This window comes from Actinokineospora enzanensis DSM 44649 (assembly GCF_000374445.1).
GTDB lineage: Bacteria > Actinomycetota > Actinomycetes > Mycobacteriales > Pseudonocardiaceae > Actinokineospora > Actinokineospora enzanensis.
Genome location: NZ_KB894405.1, coordinates 441110 through 460639, shown reverse-complemented (window position 1 = coordinate 460639; position 19530 = coordinate 441110). Strand labels below are relative to the sequence as shown.

Annotated in this window: 13 protein-coding genes; 3 read left to right on the top strand and 10 right to left on the bottom strand. The window is 69.6% G+C overall.

What is annotated here, in order from left to right; genetic code table 11:
• Positions 1 to 232: 232 nt before the first annotated feature.
• The 8 genes from narI to C503_RS0106600 form a co-directional block, all read right to left on the bottom strand.
• Positions 233 to 964 carry a respiratory nitrate reductase subunit gamma gene (gene narI / locus C503_RS0106635; RefSeq protein ID WP_018681410.1) on the bottom strand — a complete coding sequence of 244 codons (732 nt, stop codon included), beginning with the start codon at positions 962 to 964 and terminating at the stop codon, positions 233 to 235.
• Entirely contained in the window at positions 961 to 1587 is a 627-nt protein-coding gene (narJ, locus tag C503_RS0106630) for a nitrate reductase molybdenum cofactor assembly chaperone (RefSeq protein WP_018681409.1), read from the bottom strand. The genes narI and narJ overlap by 4 nt, the downstream gene beginning before the upstream one ends.
• Positions 1584 to 3242 carry a nitrate reductase subunit beta gene (gene narH, locus C503_RS38265; protein ID WP_018681408.1) on the bottom strand — a complete coding sequence of 553 codons (1659 nt, stop codon included), beginning with the start codon at positions 3240 to 3242 and terminating at the stop codon, positions 1584 to 1586. The genes narJ and narH overlap by 4 nt, the downstream gene beginning before the upstream one ends.
• Entirely contained in the window at positions 3242 to 6922 is a 3681-nt protein-coding gene (locus C503_RS0106620) for a nitrate reductase subunit alpha (protein ID WP_018681407.1), read from the bottom strand. The genes narH and C503_RS0106620 overlap by 1 nt, the downstream gene beginning before the upstream one ends.
• A gap of 31 nt (positions 6923 to 6953) precedes the next feature.
• On the bottom strand, positions 6954 to 8180 hold the full coding sequence (locus C503_RS0106615) for an MFS transporter (protein WP_018681406.1): 1227 nt from the start codon (positions 8178 to 8180) through the stop codon (positions 6954 to 6956).
• 515 nt (positions 8181 to 8695) lie between these two features.
• On the bottom strand, positions 8696 to 11452 hold the full coding sequence (locus C503_RS0106610; protein ID WP_156893021.1) for a tetratricopeptide repeat protein: 2757 nt from the start codon (positions 11450 to 11452) through the stop codon (positions 8696 to 8698).
• 374 nt (positions 11453 to 11826) lie between these two features.
• On the bottom strand, positions 11827 to 13233 hold the full coding sequence (locus tag C503_RS0106605) for an MDR family MFS transporter (RefSeq protein ID WP_018681404.1): 1407 nt from the start codon (positions 13231 to 13233) through the stop codon (positions 11827 to 11829).
• A gap of 292 nt (positions 13234 to 13525) precedes the next feature.
• Positions 13526 to 14989 carry an MFS transporter gene (locus C503_RS0106600; protein ID WP_018681403.1) on the bottom strand — a complete coding sequence of 488 codons (1464 nt, stop codon included), beginning with the start codon at positions 14987 to 14989 and terminating at the stop codon, positions 13526 to 13528.
• Positions 14990 to 15091: 102 nt separating this feature from the next.
• Between C503_RS0106600 and C503_RS0106595 the strand changes: the two genes are divergently transcribed.
• Positions 15092 to 15718 carry a TetR/AcrR family transcriptional regulator gene (locus C503_RS0106595; protein WP_018681402.1) on the top strand — a complete coding sequence of 209 codons (627 nt, stop codon included), beginning with the start codon at positions 15092 to 15094 and terminating at the stop codon, positions 15716 to 15718.
• Between the two features lie 45 nt (positions 15719 to 15763).
• Positions 15764 to 16402 carry a TetR family transcriptional regulator gene (locus tag C503_RS0106590; protein WP_018681401.1) on the top strand — a complete coding sequence of 213 codons (639 nt, stop codon included), beginning with the start codon at positions 15764 to 15766 and terminating at the stop codon, positions 16400 to 16402.
• On the opposite strand, the gene C503_RS0106585 is transcribed toward C503_RS0106590, so the two are convergent.
• The gene (locus tag C503_RS0106585) at positions 16396 to 17979 is read right to left on the bottom strand and encodes an FAD-dependent oxidoreductase (RefSeq protein WP_018681400.1); all 1584 of its coding nucleotides are present in this window, start codon (positions 17977 to 17979) and stop codon (positions 16396 to 16398) included. The genes C503_RS0106590 and C503_RS0106585 overlap by 7 nt on opposite strands.
• Positions 17980 to 18168: 189 nt before the next feature.
• On the opposite strand from C503_RS0106585, the gene C503_RS0106580 reads away from it, so the two are divergent.
• Positions 18169 to 18591 (top strand): RidA family protein, encoded by a 423-nt coding sequence (locus C503_RS0106580; RefSeq protein ID WP_018681399.1) that lies wholly within the window; start codon positions 18169 to 18171, stop codon positions 18589 to 18591.
• 101 nt (positions 18592 to 18692) lie between these two features.
• On the opposite strand, the gene C503_RS0106575 is transcribed toward C503_RS0106580, so the two are convergent.
• Entirely contained in the window at positions 18693 to 19508 is an 816-nt protein-coding gene (locus C503_RS0106575) for a hypothetical protein (protein WP_156893020.1), read from the bottom strand.
• Between the last annotated feature and the right edge of the window lie 22 nt (positions 19509 to 19530).

Genomic DNA, 19530 nt, shown 5'->3' with positions numbered 1-19530 from the left:
GTCTCCCAGCCCCAAGGCCCATCCACGCGCGCCGCGCCTGACCGTCACCCGGTTCCCGAGCCGGACTCCTCGTCCGAATGACGCTCCGGCCGTCGTCCCGTTCGCTCCCGATCACAGTCGACAAGCATCCACCACCCAGATCGGTGGACACGGCAGATCGGGACCCTTCCCCCAAGTTCAATCCAACGGCGGCCGCACGCGAACAGTCGACTTGCGAGATATCGGACCGCGCTCAGGTTGCGCGTTCCCAACCGCGCCTCGGAGCCCTGTTGCCCGGGGCGGCGTCGCGGCTGCGATAGACGATGTAAGGCCTGGTGGCGTAGCCGAGGGGGAACGAGAAGACGTGAACGAGGCGGCTGAAGGGCCAGAAGGCGAAGAGGGTCCAGGCGGCCATGGCGTGCAGGCGGAAGCCGAGTGGGGCGGCGGCCATCAGGGCCGGGTCGGGTTGCAGGATGAAGATGGAACGGAACCACGGGGACACCGTCTGTCGGTAGTCGTGCGGGTCGCCCGCCAGGGTGCCGAGGAAGGTGACGGTCAGGCCGAGCAGGATCGTGCCGATCAGCAGGACGTACATGACCTTGTCGTTGCGGGTGGTTGCGGAGAAGACCGGGCCGACGGTGCGGCGGCGGTAGATCAGGATGGCGGCGCCCGCCAGGGTGCAGATGCCCGCGAGGATGCCGAGGGATACCGCGACCAGGTGGTACGCGTGGTCGGTGATGCCCGCGGCCTCGGTCCAGGAGCGGGGGATGACCAGGCCGCCGACGTGGCCGAGGGCGACGAGCAGGATGCCGAAGTGGAACAGGGGGCTGCCGAGGCGCAACAACCGGTTCTCGTAGAGCTGGGAGGAGCGGGTGGTCCAGCCGAACTTGTCGTAGCGGTAGCGCCAGAGGTGGCCGACGATGAAGACGGCGATGGCGGCGTACGGGATCGCGCCCCACAGCAGGATGTCCAAGGGGGAGTTCATCGGGCGGCTCCGGTGGGCATGTACTCGGGCGGGCCGTACGGTGCGAGGCCGACCTCCTCCTCCGGCGGCCCCTCGGCTGCCAGGCGCGCGATGGTCGAGTGGTCGTGGGTGTTCAACGGCGGGAGGGTGGCCGTCACCGACTCCAGCACGTTCGCCCAGGGCGAGTCGCACTCCCGCAGACCGAGGCGCATCAGTTCCAGGCCCGCGCGGTGTTCCAGCAGGAGGCGGCGGCCCGCGGCCGCGTCCCCCGAGGCGGCGAACTCCAGTACGACGGCCAGGTGGTCCGGTAGTTCGTCGTCGTTCAGTTCCATGCCGACCGCGCGGTACGCGTGTTTGAACCGCAACAACGCCATGCCGCGTTTGCGGGTGTCGCCGTAGGCGAAGTACGTCAGGTACGGGCTGAACTTCCGCCGGTGGTCGAACGTGGCCACGTAGGACGAGGCCAGCTCGATCAGCGGCGTGGTCTCGACCTGGTCGGCGAACACGCCCAGTGGGCGGGCGATGGCGTCGGGCAGGACCCCGGACGCAGCGCGCAGCAACGGGATCGCCTCGACCAGCCGCGCGTCCGGATAGCACAGGGACAGGGACTGGAGCTGCCAGGCCGTGGTCGGGTACTCGGTCACGGCTTCGGCTCCTCTCCCCGCAGCGGGAACAGCCCGTCCGGCCGTCCCTTCCCGTCCCAGTTGAGCAGGTTGACGCGCTTGCCCTTGTCGGTGGGCGCGGCGAGGGTGTCGGCGGTCTGCCGGTCGCGGAGCAGATGGAAGTTCTCCACCGCAATCGGGGACAACGCGCCGGAACTCTCGCCGAACGGGCCGGTCATGCCGGGGCCGCCCTCGTAGTCGAGGCTGCACTCCGTCGCCAGTTCTTCCAGGCCGTGGGCCTGTTCGGCGTGCGCGGGCGGGATGACGTAGCGCTCGTCGTACTTGGCCAGCGCCAGCAGCCGGTACATGTCGTAGACCTGTTCGCCGGTCATGCCCACCGCCGCTGGGATGGTCTCGCGCGGCTCGCGGCCGAGGTTGATGTCACGCATGTAGCTGCGCATCGCCGCCAGCTTGCGCAGCACCGCGTCCACCGGGGCCGGGTCGCCCGCGGTGAACAGGTTCGCCAGGTACTCGACCGGGATGCGCAGGGCGTCGACGGCGGCGAACAGGTTGCCGTGGTCCTCCGCGTCGTGCCCGGTGTCGCGCACGACGTCGACCACCGGCGACAGCGGCGGGATGTACCAGACCATCGGCATGGTCCGGTACTCCGGGTGCAGCGGCAGCGCCACCCGGTACGTGTTGATCAGCGCGTACACCGGGGACCGCTGCGCCGCCTCGATCCAGTCCCGCGGAATACCCGCGCGTTCCGCCTCGGAGATCACCGCGGAGTCGTTCGGATCAAGGAAGACTTCGCGCTGCGCCGCATACAGGTCTCGATCATCCTTTGTGGACGCGGCCGCGAGGACGCGGTCGGCGTCGTAGAGCATCAAGCCGATATAACGCAATCGTCCGACGCAGGTCTCGGCGCACACCGTGGGGATGCCGACCTCCACCCGGGGGAAGCAGAAAGTGCATTTCTCCGCCTTGCCCGTTCGGTGGTTGAAGTACACCTTCTTGTACGGGCAGCCGGACACGCACATCCGCCAGCCCCGGCAGCGGTCCTGGTCGACCAGCACGATGCCGTCCTCGGAGCGCTTGTAGATCGCCCCGGACGGACACGACGCGGCGCACGACGGGTTGAGGCAGTGCTCGCAGATGCGCGGCAGGTAGAACATGAACGTCTTCTCGAACTCCAGCCGCACCTTGTCCTCGATGCCCTTGATCATCGGGTCCTGGTCGGCCAGGTCCGGGGCACCGCCGAGGTTGTCGTCCCAGTTCGCCGACCAGGTGATCCGGGTGGGCTTGCCGCTGATCAGCGAGCGCGGGCGGGCGACCGGGGTGTGCTCCTGCAGCGGCGCGGTGGTCAGCGTGTCGTAGTCGTAGGTCCAGGGCTCGTAGTACGCGTCCAGGCCGGGCAGCTTGGGGTTGCTGAAGATCGTCAGCAGTTTGCGCAGCCGACCGCCGCCCTTGAGCCGCAGCCTGCCGCGCCGGGACAGCTCCCAGCCGCCGCGCCAGCGCTCCTGGTCCTCGTAGGTGCGCGGATATCCCTGCCCTGGACGGGTCTCGACGTTGTTGAACCAGACGTACTCGACGCCGGAGCGGTTGGTCCACGCCTGTTTGCAGGTGACCGAGCAGGTGTGGCAGCCGATGCACTTGTCCAGGTTCATCACCATCGCCAGCTGGGCCATGACGCGCATCAGTAGACCACCTCCTGCGAACGGCGGCGGATCACGGTGACCTCGTCGCGCTGGTTGCCGGTCGGCCCGAGGTAGTTGAACGCGAAGGACAGCTGCGCGTACCCGCCGATCAGGTGCGACGGCTTGATCAGCAGCCGGGTCAGCGAGTTGTGGATGCCGCCGCGTTTCCCCGAGGTCTCCGAGCGGGGTACGTCGATGAGCCGGTCCTGGGCGTGGTGCATGTACACGGTCCCGGCGGGCATGCGGTGCGACACGATCGCCCGCGCCACCACCACGCCGTTCCGGTTCACGGCCTCGATCCAGTCGTTGTCCGCCACGCCGATCCGCTCGGCGTCGTGGTCGGACATCCAGATCGTCTGGCCGCCGCGGGACAGGCTGAGCATGAACAGGTTGTCCTGGTACTCCGAGTGGATCGACCATTTGGAGTGCGGCGTCAGATAGCGCACCGTGATCCCGGTTGCCCCGACCTCTCCGATCTCCGGCTCGGAGAACAGCGCGGTCATATCCAGTGGTGGTCGGAACACCGGGAGCTGTTCGCCCAGCTCGGCCATCCAGTCGTGGTCGAGGTAGAAGTGCTGACGGCCGGTGAGCGTGTGCCAGGGCTTGTGCCGCTCCACGTTGATGGTGAACGGCGAGTACCGGCGGCCGCCGGTCTCCGAGCCGGACCACTCCGGCGACGTGATCACCGGGACCGGCGCGGCCTGGGTGTCGGCGAACGTGATCCGCTTGCCCTCGTGCTCGGCGGCCAGGTCGGCCAGCTCGGTACCGGTGCGCTGCTCCAGGGTGCGGAAACCCTGGGTGGCGAGGTGGCCGTTGGTGGTGCCGGACAGCGCCAGGATGGCCTCGCACGCGTGGATGTCGCGGACCAGCGACGGGCGGCCATCGGCCGGGCCGCCGCGGATCGCCCCGTTCTTGCCTCGGAGATAGTCGACTTCCCGCTCGACGTGATAGGTCAGGCCCTTGGTGGTCACACCGAGCTGGTCGACCAGTGGACCCAGCGCGCCCATCTTCGCCGCGATCGCGGTGTAATCGCGCTCGACCACGGTGATACGGGGCATGGTGACGCCCGGGATCGGTTCGCACTCCCCCATCCGCCAGTCCAGCACCCGCCCGTGCGGGGTGGCCAGCTCGTCGGGGGTGTCGTGCAGCAGCGGCGTCGCCACGATGTCCTTGCGCACACCCAGGTGCTTCTCGGCCAGCTTGCTGAACACCTCGGCGATGGCCTGGAACGCCGCCCAGTCGGTGCGGGTCTGCCAGGGCGGGGCGATGGCCGGGTTGAACGAGTGCACGAAGGGGTGCATGTCCGTGGTGTTGAGATCGTGTTTCTCGTACCAGGTGGCCGCGGGCAATACGACGTCGGAGAACAGGGTCGTACTGGTCATCCGGAAGTCCAACGAGAGCAACATGTCCAGCTTGCCCTCCGGCGCCGCCTCGGCCCACCGCACCCCCATGGGCCGCATGCCGGGCCGTGCCTCCTCGGCGCGCAGCGCGGAGTCGGTGCCCAGCAGGTGCTTGAGGAAGTACTCGTTGCCCTTGGCCGACGAGCCGAGCAGGTTGGCCCGCCAGACGCTGAGCACGCGCGGGAAGTTCTCCGGCGAGTCGGGGTCCTCGCAGGCGAACCCCATCATCCCCGTCTTGAGCTGGGTGACCACATGGTCGGCGGCGGACACGCCCGCGGCCTCGGCCTCGTCGGCCAGGTCCAGCGGGTTGCGGTCGAAGGTCGGGTACGAGGGCATCCAGCCGAGCCGGGTGGCCAGCGCGATGATGTCCGCGGTGGTCTTGCCCGCCAGCACGCCCTTGGTCGTCGCGGCGGAGAGCGTGTCGGCGCCGAACGGGTCGTAGCGGAACTGGTCGGTGTGCAGGTACCAGAACGCGGTCTGGATCATCTGCCGCGGCGGGCGCGACCAGTCCAGACCGAAGGCCAGCTGCGACCAGCCGGTGACCGGGCGGCACTTCTCCTGGCCGACGTAGTGCGCCCAGCCGCCGCCGTTGACGCCCTGGCAGCCGGTCAGCGTGGTCAGCGCGAGGAAGGCGCGGTAGATGGTGTCGGAGTGGAACCAGTGGTTGGTGCCCGCGCCCATGATGATCATCGAGCGGCCGCGGGACTCCTCGGCGTTGGCCGCGAACTCCCGGCCGATGCGGGCGGCGACCTTGGCGGGCACGCCGGTGATCGCCTCCTGCCAGGCGGGGGTGCCCGGGTGCGCGGCGTCGTCGTAGCCGCGCGGCCAGCTGCCGGGCAGGCCGGGGCGGCGCACGCCGTACTGGGCGAGCAGCAGGTCGAACACCGTGGTGACGAGGTGGCCGCCGACCCGGCGCACGGGGACACCGCGGCGGAGGGTGTCGGCGGTGGGGTTGTCGAAGCGGGGCAGCTCCACCTCCACCGACTCGCCGCCGTGCACCGAGAGCAATGGGTCCACCTGACCAAGGTCGAGATTCCACTTGCCCACGCCCTGCTCGCCGTAGCGGAAGCCGAGGGAGCCGTGCGGCACGATGGGTTCGCCCGCGGCGTCGAGCAGGACGGTCTTGAACGCCGCGTTGTCCACATCGGATTGATCCGGGAGGTCGGCGGCGGTGAGGAACTTGCCCGGTCGGTGCACTCCGTGGTGCTCGTCCAGGCGCACCAGGAACGGTAGGTCGGTGTAACGCTTGACGTAGTCGGTGAAATACGGCACCTGGCGGTCCACGAAGAACTCGCGGAGCACCACGTGGCCCATCGCCATGGCGAGCGCGCCGTCGGTGCCGGGGCGGGCGGCCAGCCACTCGTCGGCGAACTTGACGTTGTCGGCGTAGTCCGGGGCGACCGCCACGACCTTCTGGCCGCGGTAGCGCGCCTCGGCCATCCAGTGCGCGTCCGGGGTGCGGGTGACCGGCAGGTTCGAGCCCCACATGATCAGGTACCCGGCGTCCCACCAGTCGCCGGACTCGGGCACGTCGGTCTGGTCGCCGAACACCTGCGGGGAGGCCACCGGCAGGTCGGCGTACCAGTCGTAGAAGGACAGCATCGCGCCGCCGAGCAGCGACACGAACCGGGCGCCGGAGGCGTGCGAGACCATGGACATGGCCGGGATCGGGGAGAACCCGGCGACCCGGTCGGGCCCGTAGCGCTTGATGGTGTGCACATGCGCGGCGGCGACCATCTCCGTGGCCTCGTCCCAACTCGCGCGCACCAGTCCGCCCTTGCCCCGAGCCGCCTTGTACCGACGTGCACGTTCGGGGTCCTCGACGATCTCCGCCCATGCCTCGACCGGGTCCCCGGTGCGGGCCTTGGCCTCTCGGTACATCTGGAGGAGCAATCCACGGATGTACGGGTAGCGCACGCGCGTCGGCGAGTAGGTGTACCAGGAGAAGGCGGCGCCGCGAGGACAGCCGCGCGGCTCGTACTCGGGCCGGTCGGCGCCCGCGGAGGGGTAGTCGGTCTGCTGGGTCTCCCAGGTGATGATGCCGTCTTTGACGTAGACCTTCCACGAGCACGAGCCGGTGCAGTTGACGCCGTGCGTGGAGCGGACGACCTTGTCGTGGCTCCACCGGTCCCGGTAGAACTCGTCGGCTTGGCGGCCGCCGATCCGGTGCAGGGTGCGCAGGTCGGCCGAGACCTCGGCGCGGGTGAAGAAGCGGCGGGTGCGCACCAGCGCCGCACTCAGTTCCGAATCGAGGCCGGGGGGCTCGGTCGAGGTGCTCACAGGCGTCCTTCCGGTGGTGGGTTCTCGGTGCTCAGCCGTGCGCGGGCAGACGGCGCCGCACGGCGGTAAGGGTGAACGCGAGCGTCCCGGCCGCGACCACGGCCAGCGCAGCCAAGCCGACCGCATACGAGCCGAACGCGCCGTACAGGGCGCCCATGACCAGCGGCGGGACGAACCCACCGAGCCCGCCCGCGGCACCGACCACGCCGGTGACCGAACCGACCTTGTCGGCCGGTGTCACCAGCGCGACCAGCGCGAACACCGCGCCGCTGCCCGCGCCCAGGGCGGCGGCCATGGCCAGGAACGCGATCGTGCCGACCGGCATCAGGGCCGGGGTGAACGCCTGGACGGCCGCGCCGAGGGCGACCACGGTGTAGGAGGCGGCGAGCACGCGGACGGGCCCGAGCCGGTCGGACAGCCAGCCGCCCGCGGGCCGCATCACCACGGCGAGCAGCACGAACCCGGCCATCCGGTTCGCCGCGTCGGACTGGGTGAGGCCGTAGGCGGTCTTGAGGTAGGCGGGCAGGTACACCGAGAACGCGACGTACCCGCCGAAGGCCACGGCATAGAGGAGCGAGGCCTGCCAGGTCGCGCCCAACCGGGCCGTCGCGGCCAGCCGCTGGGCCAACGGCGCGGTCGGCACCGGCCGTCCCGGCGCGTCCCGCAACACGACCGCCGCGAGCACCGCGTAGACGAACAGGGCGACCGCGATGGCCAGGAACGGGGTCTCGATGTCACCCGCATTGACCAGGGGAACGGTGGTCAACGCGCTGATCGCCGTCCCACCCATTCCCGCACCGAACACCCCGATCGCGAACCCCCGCCGCTTGGGCGGGAACCACGCGTTGACAAACGGGACTCCCGCCGCGAACACGGTCCCACCGATCCCCAGGAAGAACCCGCCGACCAGAAGCGCCGCCAGCGACCGATGCCCCCACAGACCGAGGAAAAGCACCGGCACGATCGTGGCCGCCGACACGATCGGGAACATCACCCGCCCACCGAACCGGTCCGTCAACGCACCCACGGGAATCCGACCGACGGAACCGACCACCACCGGGACAGCCACGAGCAGGGCCTGTTGGAACGCCGACAGCCCCAGCGACTCCTTGAACCGGGGACCGAGCGGACTCAACAACGCCCACGCCCAGAAGTTCACCGCAAAACCCAAGGTGGCCACGACCAACATGCCCACCCGCCGCCCGACCGCAGACACGCCCGCGACATGCTCGCCCTTGATGTCCCGTGTCGAGGTCATGGTTCCCGCTCCACCGCTCCCAGCCCACGCCGATTCAAGTGAGACAACCGGAAACCCCACTGACGTGCCACTCCGACATGCCCCATTCCGGTGACCCCACTCCCTTCAAACCGCCCTCCACTCGATTCCCCCCTTCCCCACCATCCCGATCACCACCACCCCACAAGATCACCTTCACCCCCCTCACCCACACACACCACCCACCCCAGCCACCCCAAACCCAGCCACCACTAACTCGCCCACCCCAACCCCGCCCTCCCACCCCAGCCACCCCCCAACTCGACTACCCCTAACCCAGCCACCACGCGGGATCGCGCCGGTCTCTTCCCACCCGATCCCAGGAGGCCCCCAGGGCCGAGTGGGATCGGGTGGGAAGAGACCGGCTGAAGGCGATCCCGCCGCGAGGCGAAGCCGAGGCCAACAACACAGCACCACTCCACTTTGCTCACTGAGGCGACACCGGTCCAGAAGCCCAAAGCCGCGACCACCAGTGACATTGGTCCCGGCCCGGTCAACTACTCCGCTTTCACGGCGAACGACGCCACACGCCCGTCGGCATACTCCCACTCGATGACCAGCCTGGTGATCGCGTCGACGACGCTCGCGTACTCCGCCGCGATCGACGAAGACGCGTCCACATGCGCACGCATGACGTCCAAGGCGTGCTCCAGTACCCGCCGAGCCGCGCCCGCGTCACCCAACCACCGGAGCAGCCCGGCGGCCAGTGTGCACTGGTTGACATAGGGCGGGATGTTGCGCAAGGGGTTGGCGCGGACGAGAGACAGCGCGTCCGCGCGCATGTTCTCCAGATCCATCAGAGCCGCCCTGAGCTCACCCGCGTCCGCCTTGCATATGGCGACCACGTGGAATGCCCTGTTCACATCCGGGATGTGGCGACCGGGCGTCGACTTGTCCGCTTCCCGGAGCAACACCACCGCCTTCTCGGCCGAGGCCAGACCGGTCGCGGGTCGACCGGCTCGGGTGTGCATCAAACCCGACATGGTGAGGGTCTTGGCCAAGGCTGGACGGTAGCGCGGGTTCTGCGCGGCGAGCCTTTCCTGCAGTGTCCTCGCGATGTCGAACATCTCTCCCGCCTCGTGCACACGCCCGGCCGCCATGCGGCTGGAGCCCAGTACGAAGTGGGCGTTCGCGTAGTTGGCCAGATGCATTTCCCGGTACAAACCCAGGGGCGCCGACTTCCAGGTGGCGACACCGGCTTCGGCAGCCGCCAGCGCCTCGTCGAGGCGTCCCGCCATGCCCAGGTCCGCCGCCAGGTTCGTCTGCGCGGCGGCGAACGTGGTGAGGAACAGGTCCGGTCTGACAGCCACCGGGCCTGCCGCCCGGGCGATGATCCGTTCCCAGGTCGCGACCGCCTCCGCGAACAAGCCGGACTCGTGCAACCTGATGCCGAGGGAGTTCAACGACGCGAGCAGTCGCGGCAACTGGTCGAGCGAGTCCATGTCGATGGCGGACATGGTGAGGGCGACGGCCTCCCGGGCGTGGGTGAGTGCCGCCCGCGTCTGCCCGAGTTCGGCTTGGACTTCGGCGAGTACGTGCACGGCCGCGGCCAGGCTCAGGGTGAACTCCGCGGGCATCCCGGCAGCCAGGCCGCGATATCGACGAGTCGCCTCGTTCGCCGCGACGTGGGCCTTGGCGACCTCACCACGCCGTAGCAACGCCCGCGCCCGTGCATCCAGGGCTCTGGCGATCAGGGCCTCCTCGCCGATCTTCCTGCCGACCGCGACGGCCCTGGTGGCAGCGCGCACGGCGCCGTGCCCGTCGCTCAACTGTGTGCACAGTTCGGAAAGTTCGATCAGCGCGTCGACCAGGGCGCTCGACCTGCCCGGCAGTCCGCTGACCACGGCGGCCAACTGGGCGCGACGTGTCCGCGGGAACCAATCGGGTGCCGCCGCCTCCACCAAGGCCGAGTCCGCCCGACCCGGAATGAGCTCGGCCAGGGCCGCGTCGAGACCGTCGGTCGGCGAGGCGTGCTCGAACACCGCGGTCAGCAAGGGAACTCGTTCCGGGACGCTTCGCAACAGGTCGACGAGCACCGGGAAATGTTCCGGATAGGTCCGCAGCGCGTTCGCGAGGATCTCGATCGCGTGCTCGTCCGGCGGAATGATCGTGGGCACACGCGATGCGGTCGTGAGTACGACGTGGTCGGCCAAGGCGCGAGGTGCCAGTCGGAGGGGCTCGCCCACGCGGTCCCGGAGCCAGTCGACGGCGCCCGCGAGCACGTCGGACGAGGTGGTGGCCAGGCGCGGGACCCGGCTGAGCGCCGACGGGGTCACCAGTGCCGCGGTGACCAGCTCGGCCAGCGCGTGGTCGCCGCGCAGGCTCGCGGGCAGCCTCAGATCCGGGTCCGCCGCCCAGCGGTCCACGGTGTGCCGCCACAGGGCGGTCATCAGCTCCGTCCGCGACATCGTGCGCGGGCCCCTCGGGTCCGCACGGTCCAGCACCGCGAGCACCGCCCGGCACAGCACGTCGAGCGGGGTGTCATGGTCGTCGCCGACCCGGGTCCTCGCCATCGCAGGCGGCGGGACCCGCCAGACCGCGGCGAACGCCCGGGTGGCCTCGTTGAACCATCGGATCCGGTCGTTGTCGGTGCCGATGGGACCGAGTCGGAGCACCAGCGCCGCCGCCGAGATGTCCATGGGCGTACGGGCACACAGCAGCAGCCGCACCCGGGTACGGACGGCGCGCAACGAGCCGATCAGCTCGTCGAGGTCGGTTCGACGGTCGGCATCGGTCACCACGACCAGGGTCGGTCCCGGGCAGGCATCGATGGCCGCGGCGACCCCGGACACCGAGACGACGCGGCCGCAGTACCACTCGTCGGGCAGGGTGCGGGCGAGTTCGACGGCCAGGCGCTTCTTGCCCACGCCGCTGCCGCCCTGCACCACCGCGATCCAGCCCCGGTCGCCGAGGCACCAGTCGCGCAGTTCGGCCGATTCCGTTCTCCGGGACCACAACGGTGCCGGGCACCGCGCCGCCGACAACCAGGTCACGACCTCGGCGGATGGGCGTGGCGGGTCGAGCAGCTCGGGCAGGATCCCGGTCCGGGCGATCAGGTTCTCGTCGGCCTGTGTTCGCAACCTCCACAGGCTCAGTGCTACGAGGGCCGCGACCGTGGTCACCAACGCGAGCGCCGCCCAGGCCTCCGGATCGTCGTCCGTGGCGATGTTGGTGAGCACCCCCGCGCCCGTGTTGAGCAGGATCGCACCGACGACGTCCGACACGGCCAGGCCGCGCCATCTCCGAGACCGCACCGCGGCAGTATGTCGTACGGACAATCTCACGTGGATTTTCGGGGCTCGATGGACATTGTCCAGTGGCCATATTCGAGACAATTCTCCGCGATATCGCGTGGGCATTCCGGAACGGCAGGCCGGGCATGTCCCTGTCCGGACCCGGGAGCGCCACTGTGGACAGTCGCGAGCTGTGAGCCGCGCCGCAGACGAGGCTGTGGTCGAGGTCGGGGCTCGCGCCGCGCCATCTGTTCCGCCTTGCGCGTTGAGCGTGATTACCGGGATGGTCACGCAGGCAACCCTCCCGTTGTCCGTGACCGATCCGCTTGACCTGGTTCGGGTGATCTTCGCCGACCGGGACGGCGGGGCGCCTGGGTGGCGCCCCGCCTTGGTGGTCAGCGGGTGTTGCGGATCTTGTCGTTCTTCAGGGATAGGGCGAATAGCAGGCCGACCAGCAGGATCGGGGTCGCGACCAGGAAGACCGGGGTGAGGGCGTCGGCGGCGTCCTGGGGCAGGTATTTCGTCGTGGACGGTAGGTGGGTGTTGAAGATCGAGGCGAAGATGGAGATGCCCAGGGACGTGCCGACCGACCGGCTGAAGGCGATGGTCGAGGAGACCGTGCCCATGTGCTCACGGGGAGCCGTGTTCTGCGCGGCCTGCGTCAGGACCTGGATGTTCAGGCCCGCGGCGATGCCGTAGACAGCCATGTAGGCGCCGAGCAGGGCACGCGGAACATCGGCGTCCATAGTGGATAGAAGGAGTGCGCCGACGGCGCCCAGGGCCATGCTGGTGACGGGGAACCACTTGTAGGTTCCGGTTCGGCGGATGAACCGGGTGCTGGCGATGGATGACAGGACCAGGCCCAGCATCATCGGCAGGAGTACGACGCCGGAGAGGGTGGGGGTGGCGCCGGTGACGAGTTGGGTGAACAGGGCCAGGAAGTTGACGGAGCCGAGGAAGACGAATCCGGCGATGACGCTCAGGATGACGCTGAGGGTGAAGGTGGGATTGCGGAACAGGGTCAGTGGGATCAGCGGTTCGGTGGCGCGGCGCTCGGCGGCGATGAACGTGAGGATCAGGACGACGAAACCGGTGGCGAGGCACAGGATCATCGGGGACGTCCACGCATAGGCGGTACCTGCCCAGCTGCCGAGAAGGGTGATCGCGACGATGGCGGCGCTCAGCAGGATGATTCCCGCGTAGTCGACGGACTTTCGGCGGCGTTGCACCGGGAGTCGCAGCCGGGAACCGATGGCGGTCAGGGCGAACGCGGCGATGGGCAGGTTGAGGTAGAACACCGAGCGCCAGCCGAGGGCGTCGGTGAGCAGGCCGCCGACGGCCGGGCCCGCGAGGGAGGCGAGGCCGAAGACGACGGACACGTGGCCGTAGTACTTCGCGGCCTCGCGGGGTGGGGCCAGGTCGGCGATCACGGTGATCGCGGTGACGAAAAGGCCGCCTGCGCCGATGCCCTGCACCGCGCGGAAGGCGATCAGTTGCGGCATCGAGGTGGCGAGGGCGCAGGCGAGTGAACCGACGGCGAAAACGCTCACGGCGGTGGTGAAAGCTATTTTTCGACCGGCGGTGTCGCTCAGTTTGCCGTACAAGGGGGTGGCGACCGAACCGGCGATCAGATAGGCGGTGGTGACCCAGGCGAACAGGTCGAGACCGCCGAGGTCGGCCACCATTCTGGGCAGCGCGGTGGCCGTGACCTGGGCGTCGAGGACGCCCAGGAAGACGGCGGCCATCAGGCCAAGCACCAGCAGTGTGCTGGGGCGGGTGGATTCCACCGTGGGTGAAGTCATGGGGGGATGTCTCCAGATCAGCATTTGTGAATGTGATCCGTCGCCATTCGACGCGTGGAACCATGAGCCAGGAGTCTGTGCGGCGACGGGTAAGTAAGGCCCACCAGGGCGACCGGGCGAGGACATGCCTCGTCGACGGTCCCGGCGTAGCCAGGCTTGCTTCCCGAACGCGCACACGAAACGCCATTACGGCGCGACGCCTACGAGCTCACTCCATGCGAATGGGTACCTCTTTCCCCAGAAACATTCTCGGCGAGCACCATACCGGCGCCCCGAACACCTGACAACCGTTTTATCGCGGCTCTCGCAGGAGCAGCGCGAGACCCGCCGGGACCAGTGCGATCAGCGCGGCGACGAGGAACACCGTGTCCGTCGCGGAGATGAACGCGTCGAGCGCGGCGTGCCTGCGGTCCGGCGGCAGCGCGGCGACCGCGGCCGGGTCGAACTCGCCGAGCGACCAGCTGATGATCGTGCTGAACAGCGCGTACCCGAACGCCACCCCGAGCTGCTGGTTGAAGCGCAGCGACGCGCTCGCGATGCCGACATCCGCGAGCGGGACCGCGTTCTGGGTGAAGCTCAACGCCAGCCCCGTCGACTGTCCCAAGGCGACTCCGATGACGAACATGCCCACGCCGACCCACACGTAGCTCGTCCGGTCGTCCAGTCCGCTGAACCCCAGTAACACCGACGCGTTCACCACGCCGGTGCTGAACAACAGGTACTTGAACCCGCCCAACAGCCGCACGATCCACTTTGCCACGAACGCGGCGGCGACCAGCCCGGCCGCCATGCACAGGCTCGCCAGTCCCGCCTGGGCGGCGCCGAGGCCACGGCCCACCTGGAGGTAGCCGCCGACGTAGAACAGGGCGCCGGACAGGCCCAGTCCGGAAAGGAACGCGCTCGGCATCGTGATCCGGAACACCCGGTTTCGCAGCAGGGACAACGAAATCAGCGGCTCGGCAGCGGTCGTGACCCGCCGGACGAACCCGGCGAGCAGTGCCACCCCCGCCACCGCGAGCAGGATGATGACGCTCGAACCCCACGGGTACCGCTTGCCGCCCCACTCGACGCACAGCAGCAGTGTCCCGCCCGCGCCGCCGATCAACGCGGCACCGAGGAAGTCGACCCGGCGGCGGACCCGGTGCGCGGGCAACCGGAGCAGGACCGCGACGATGACGAAGGCGGCCAGGCTGAGCGGCAGGTTGAGGTAGAACACCCACCGCCAGTTCAGGGTGTCCGCGACCAAACCGCCAAGGGACGGGCCGAGGGCGAGGCCCAGTCCCAGCAGGACACTGGCGAAGGCCGACCGCGCCGACGTCGCGGTGGCCATGTCGACCTCCGCGTCCTCGGTCCGGAACAGGATGCCGATGATCGTCAGCGCGGTCGTGGTGAGCCCGCCGGCGCCGACGCCCTGCAGGGTGCGGAACACGATCAGCTCGGTCATGGACCGGGCGATCCCGCACAGGCACGAGCCGACGAGGAACGTCCCCATCGCGACCAGGAAGACCGGTCGCGGGCCGTGCACGTCGACGAGCTTCCCGTAGAGCGGCACGACGACGCAGTCCGCGAGGGCGTAGGACGTGGTCAACCAGGGCAGCAGGGCGATGCCGTGCACCGGGTCCAGGTCCGCGACCATCCGCCACGAGACGGCGCTGACGATGTTGATGTCCAGCAGGGACAGCAGCAGCGTGGTCAGGCAGCTCGCCGCCACCAGGATCACCCGGCCCCGGCCCGGCGCGGGCAGTACCTCGGTCATGCCACTCCCCTTCGTCGGTTCGGCAGCAATATTGATCCGAGTCAAAGTTTTTGGCAAGTACAAGTTTCAGCCGAGTACAGATGCGCTGCTAGGCTGCCCGGCATGGGCGACGGGCTGCGGGCACGGAAGAAGGCGCGGACCAGGGACGCGATCGCGGCGGCGGCGACCGCACTGTTCCTCGAACGAGGGTTCGACGCCGTGTCCGTGGCGGAGGTCGCGGCGACGGCCGACGTGTCCAAGATGACCGTCTTCAACTACTTCCCCACCAAGGAAGACCTGGTCATGCACCAGATCGACGACGCGGACGCGGCGGCCCGGACGGTTCGCGGGCGGACGTCCGGCGAGTCGCCCGTCGCCGCGCTCCGGCGCGGGTTCCTGGCCGATCTCGCCGCTCGGGATCCCGGCAGCGGGCTGTCGGCGGACGAGCACTTCCTGGCGTTCCGGCGGATGGTCGTGTCGACACCCGGGCTCCGGCTGCGGTTGGGGGATCTCCAGCTGCGCGCGGCCGCGCGCCTGGCCGAGGCGTTCGCCGAGGTGCTCGGGGGTGCGGAGCTCACCGCCCGGGTCGCGGCGAGTCAGGTGATCGCGGTGCGGCAGGAGCTGGTGCAGTACAACTTCGACCGGGTGTCGGCCGGTCGGACTCCCGACGAGGTGTACCCGGAGGCCGTGGCCGCCGCCGAGCAGGGCTTCGACCTGCTGGAGCGGGGGTTGGGCGCGGTGTTCGCCTGAGTCAGACAAACGTTTGTCTCAGTCAGGCGGCGGTATGATGCACGCATGCCCCCTTCGAAACCGCGCCGTTCGCCCGCGCCGGAACAGCGGCAGCGTGACTCGGAGCGCAGTCGGCAGCGGATCCTGGAGGCGGCCGCGGCCGAGTTCGCCGCACACGGGTACGCCGGGGCGCGGGTGGCCGCGATCGCCGCGCGGGCCGGGGTGAACCAGCAGCTCATCTCGTATTACTTCGACGGCAAGCAGGGGCTTTACCACGCGGTGACCGGGGCCTGGTGGGAGTACGAGCGGGAACTTGTACCGCCGGGGACCCCGTTCGCCGAGGCGGCGCGGCGATATGTGTTGCAGGCGTTGCACAACCCGGACGGGATGCGGCAGTTCGCGTGGCGGGGCCTGGAGTACACCGGGCCCGAGGACGACCCGGATCGGGTGCAGCGGTCCGAGCGGATCCGGCGGGACGTGGACGCGGTGCGGGCGCGGCAGGCGGAAGGGGCGTTGCCGTCCGATGTGGATCCGGAGTGCCTGGTGGTCATGTTGATGGCCGCCGCGATGGCACCGGTGACGTTGCCGCAGGTCTTCGCGGGACTGTGCGATGTGGACCCCCGCTCGGCCGAGTTCCTGCACCGTTACGCCGAACAGATGGCGGTGGTCACGCGGATGCTCGGCCTCGGGGAGACCACTCAGTGACCCAGTAGGCCGCGCATCGCCTGGTGGAGCACGGGTTCGGCGGGACGGGCGGCACTGCGCCAGGCGACGAAGCCGTCCGGGCGGATGAGGGTGGCGCCGGTGCCGGTCAGGCCGAAGGACGCCAGGAACGTGCCGTCGGGGTCAGCCAGGTCGGTGCCGACGCGGTAGGCGTCGATGGCGACAGGCGCGGACTTGACCTCGGCGTCCCAGTCGTCCTCCGGTCCGGTGAGGAGGGTCCAGACGCCCGCGCAAAGCTCGGTGGTGGAGAAGCGGGTTCCGTTTCGTGCCAACCAGACGTGCGGTGCGCGGAGGCCTGGTTCGCCGGTGGCGGTGCGAGGGTCGCTGGTGATGCCGCCCGGATGTTCCGTGTGGACGGCCGCGGAGGTGTAACGGTAGCCGAAGATCATGGTCAGGTCGTCGAGGGCGGCGTTGTCCTCGACGGTGCCGGTGCCGCGGGCGCGCATCACGTCCAGGGTGTGGGCGAGCGTGGCCAGCGCGACGGGGCGGCGTTCGGCGTCGTAGGTGTCCAGGAGCGCGGGGGCGCCGTGACCGGCCAGGACTGCGGTGAGCTTCCAGGCCAGGTTGTGCGCGTCGGCGATCCCGGTGCTGGCTCCGTAGGCACCCGAGGGCGGCACGGTGTGCGCGGCGTCGCCGATCAGGAAGACCCGGCCGTCCCGGAAGCGGTGCGCGATGACGCCGCCGCCGGTGGCCGAGGTGTGCGCGACCTTCTCCGGGCGGCCTGGGACGGGTGGCAACAGCGTGATGTCCACATCGGATAGACCGATGGCCTGTCGGGTCAGCTCGGTGCACCGTTCCTCGGTGTAGTCCGACGGGCGCTCACCGGGGGCGTAGCCGAAGCTGATCGTCCAGCGGTTCGGGCCGACCGGGACCAGGGTGGTGTTGGGGGTGGGTTTGTCCAGGTAGGCGAGGATGAACCGACGTCCGCGCATGGCCTCGGTGAGGTCGGCCGCGAAGATGATGTACGCGCCGAGCGCGGGCGGGAGGGCCTGGTCGGTGCCGATCCCGAGCCCGGCCCGGATGCCCGCCCGGTGGCCGTCGGCGGCCACCAGGTAGTCCGCCCCGATCCGGTACTCGGTCCCGGCCGACTCCCGGACCACGACCTCGACGCCGTCGGTCCGGCTGTCCAGGGAGATCATCTCGGTGTCGAAGCGGATGTCCGCACCGGCCGCGATGGCACGGGCGCGCAACAGCCGTTCCAGCTCGTCCTGGTCGATCGCGGCCCACGCGACCGGGCTCAGCTCGACCGGCGCCCGGTAGTGGTCGGCGAAGTCGACGCGGAACCGCTCCTGCCCGGCAAGGGTGTCCGCGCCGATCATCTCCGGGAAGTCGGCCAGGTAGGACCGGCGTGCCCGTACCTCGTCGGCCAGGCCGTGGCCACGCAGGATCTCGACCGTGCGTGGGTTGAACGCCCGCGCCTTGGGCATGATCGACTCGGTCGGGTGCCGTTCGACCAGCGTGGCCCGGACCCCCTGCCGGGCCAGGAAGAAGGCCGTGGCCAGGCCGGTGAGGCCGCCGCCGATGATCAGCACCGGTGTCCGGTGGTCGCGCGTTCCCATGGATTCCCCCTGCTCGTGGTCGCTGCGAGCATCCATTTTCAACCAGCCGTCCGGCTATGTCAATCATCTGGTTGATTGACTACGTTCCCCGGTGCTCGGAATCACTCCGACCTCGCTCGACGGGTAGGTAGGGTCGGCGCGGGATCCGGGCCGGTGGTCCGGGCCACACGAGGGTGAGGAGCGAGACGCGTGAAGAAGATCATCGACAATCCGGCCGGGGTGCCCGCCCCGCCGCCGGGCCGGTACTCGCACGTGGCGCGGGTGGAGGTCGCGGACAGCGTCACGCTGGTGCTGGCCGGGCAGTGCGCGGTGGACGACGAGATGAAGGTCGTGGCGCCCGGGGACGTGCGCGCGCAGTCGGAGCGGATCTTCGAGATCATCGGCACCCTGCTGGCCGCGCACGGCGCCACGTTCGCCGATGTCATCAACGTCCGCACCTACCTGACCGACATCGGCGGCGACCTGGCCGCCTACGCCGAGGTTCGCAACCGCTACCTGCCGGTGGACGCGCTGCCGACCAGCACGACGGTCGAGGTCTCCAAGCTGTTCCTGCCCGAGGCCGTCATCGAGGTCGAGATCACCGCCGTCCGCGCCCTGGTCGACGGCGAGTAATCAGTGGCGTGACCGCCGGTGGCGTGCCCGACGCGCGACCGGCGGTCACGGCGCGACGACTTTCCCTCCCGCCTCCCACGAAACACATTTCCGTGGAGCGATCAGGCCGAGATCGTCGCCTGATAATGGGATGATCCGCAGGACGCGCCGCCGTAGCCGGTTATGTCGATAGCGCCTTGGACGCCCCTATCGAGGGTGAGGCGCAGTTGGCCGGAGACCGGAAAGAACGGGCAGGCGAAGATATAGTCCGATGACGCCGTGAAATTGTTGGAGCCGGTGGCGGCCATTCGCTCATCCGGGGCGACGGTGTAGGTGTTCCCGTTCGCCGACACGGTGGCCATGTCGAGCTTGGCCGAGGTCGACGGGTAGCAGCCGGAGTTCGAGCCGAAGCGGATCGCGCCCACTTCCGGTTGGCCCGCGGGGAATCCGGAGATCAGGCAGACGTCGACCGGGTTCACGCCGTTGGTGGTCCCGGTGGTGGTGATCGTGGACACGACGCGCAGGGTTCCGGTGCGGCGGAAGGAATTGCCGGACACGGTGCCGGAGATCGTCACGGTGAAGGCGCCGGTGGCCGGGGCCCGTGGGACCTCGGTGTCGGACTTGGGCGGCAGCGCGGCGGTCGTGGTGCGGGTGGCCTTGGCCGGACCCGAGGTCCGGGTGGAGCCGCCCGCCCGTGCGGTCCGGGCGGTGCTCGTGCCGCGAATTGTGGTCACCGCGGCGGAGGATTCCGGTGTCGTCGCAGGCGCGGCGGGCGGCGGTTCGGTGGTCGTGGTCGTCGTCCGCGGGGTCGGCGTGGTGCTGGTGATGACGATGGCGTCGGAGTTCTCGTGGCCGCAGGCGGACAGCGACAGGGCGGTCGCGACGAGGAACACCATCATGGTGCTGGACAAGGGCGTGCCGCATAAGGAAGTGCGCACGGTCTTCCTCCCCTGTTCGGGG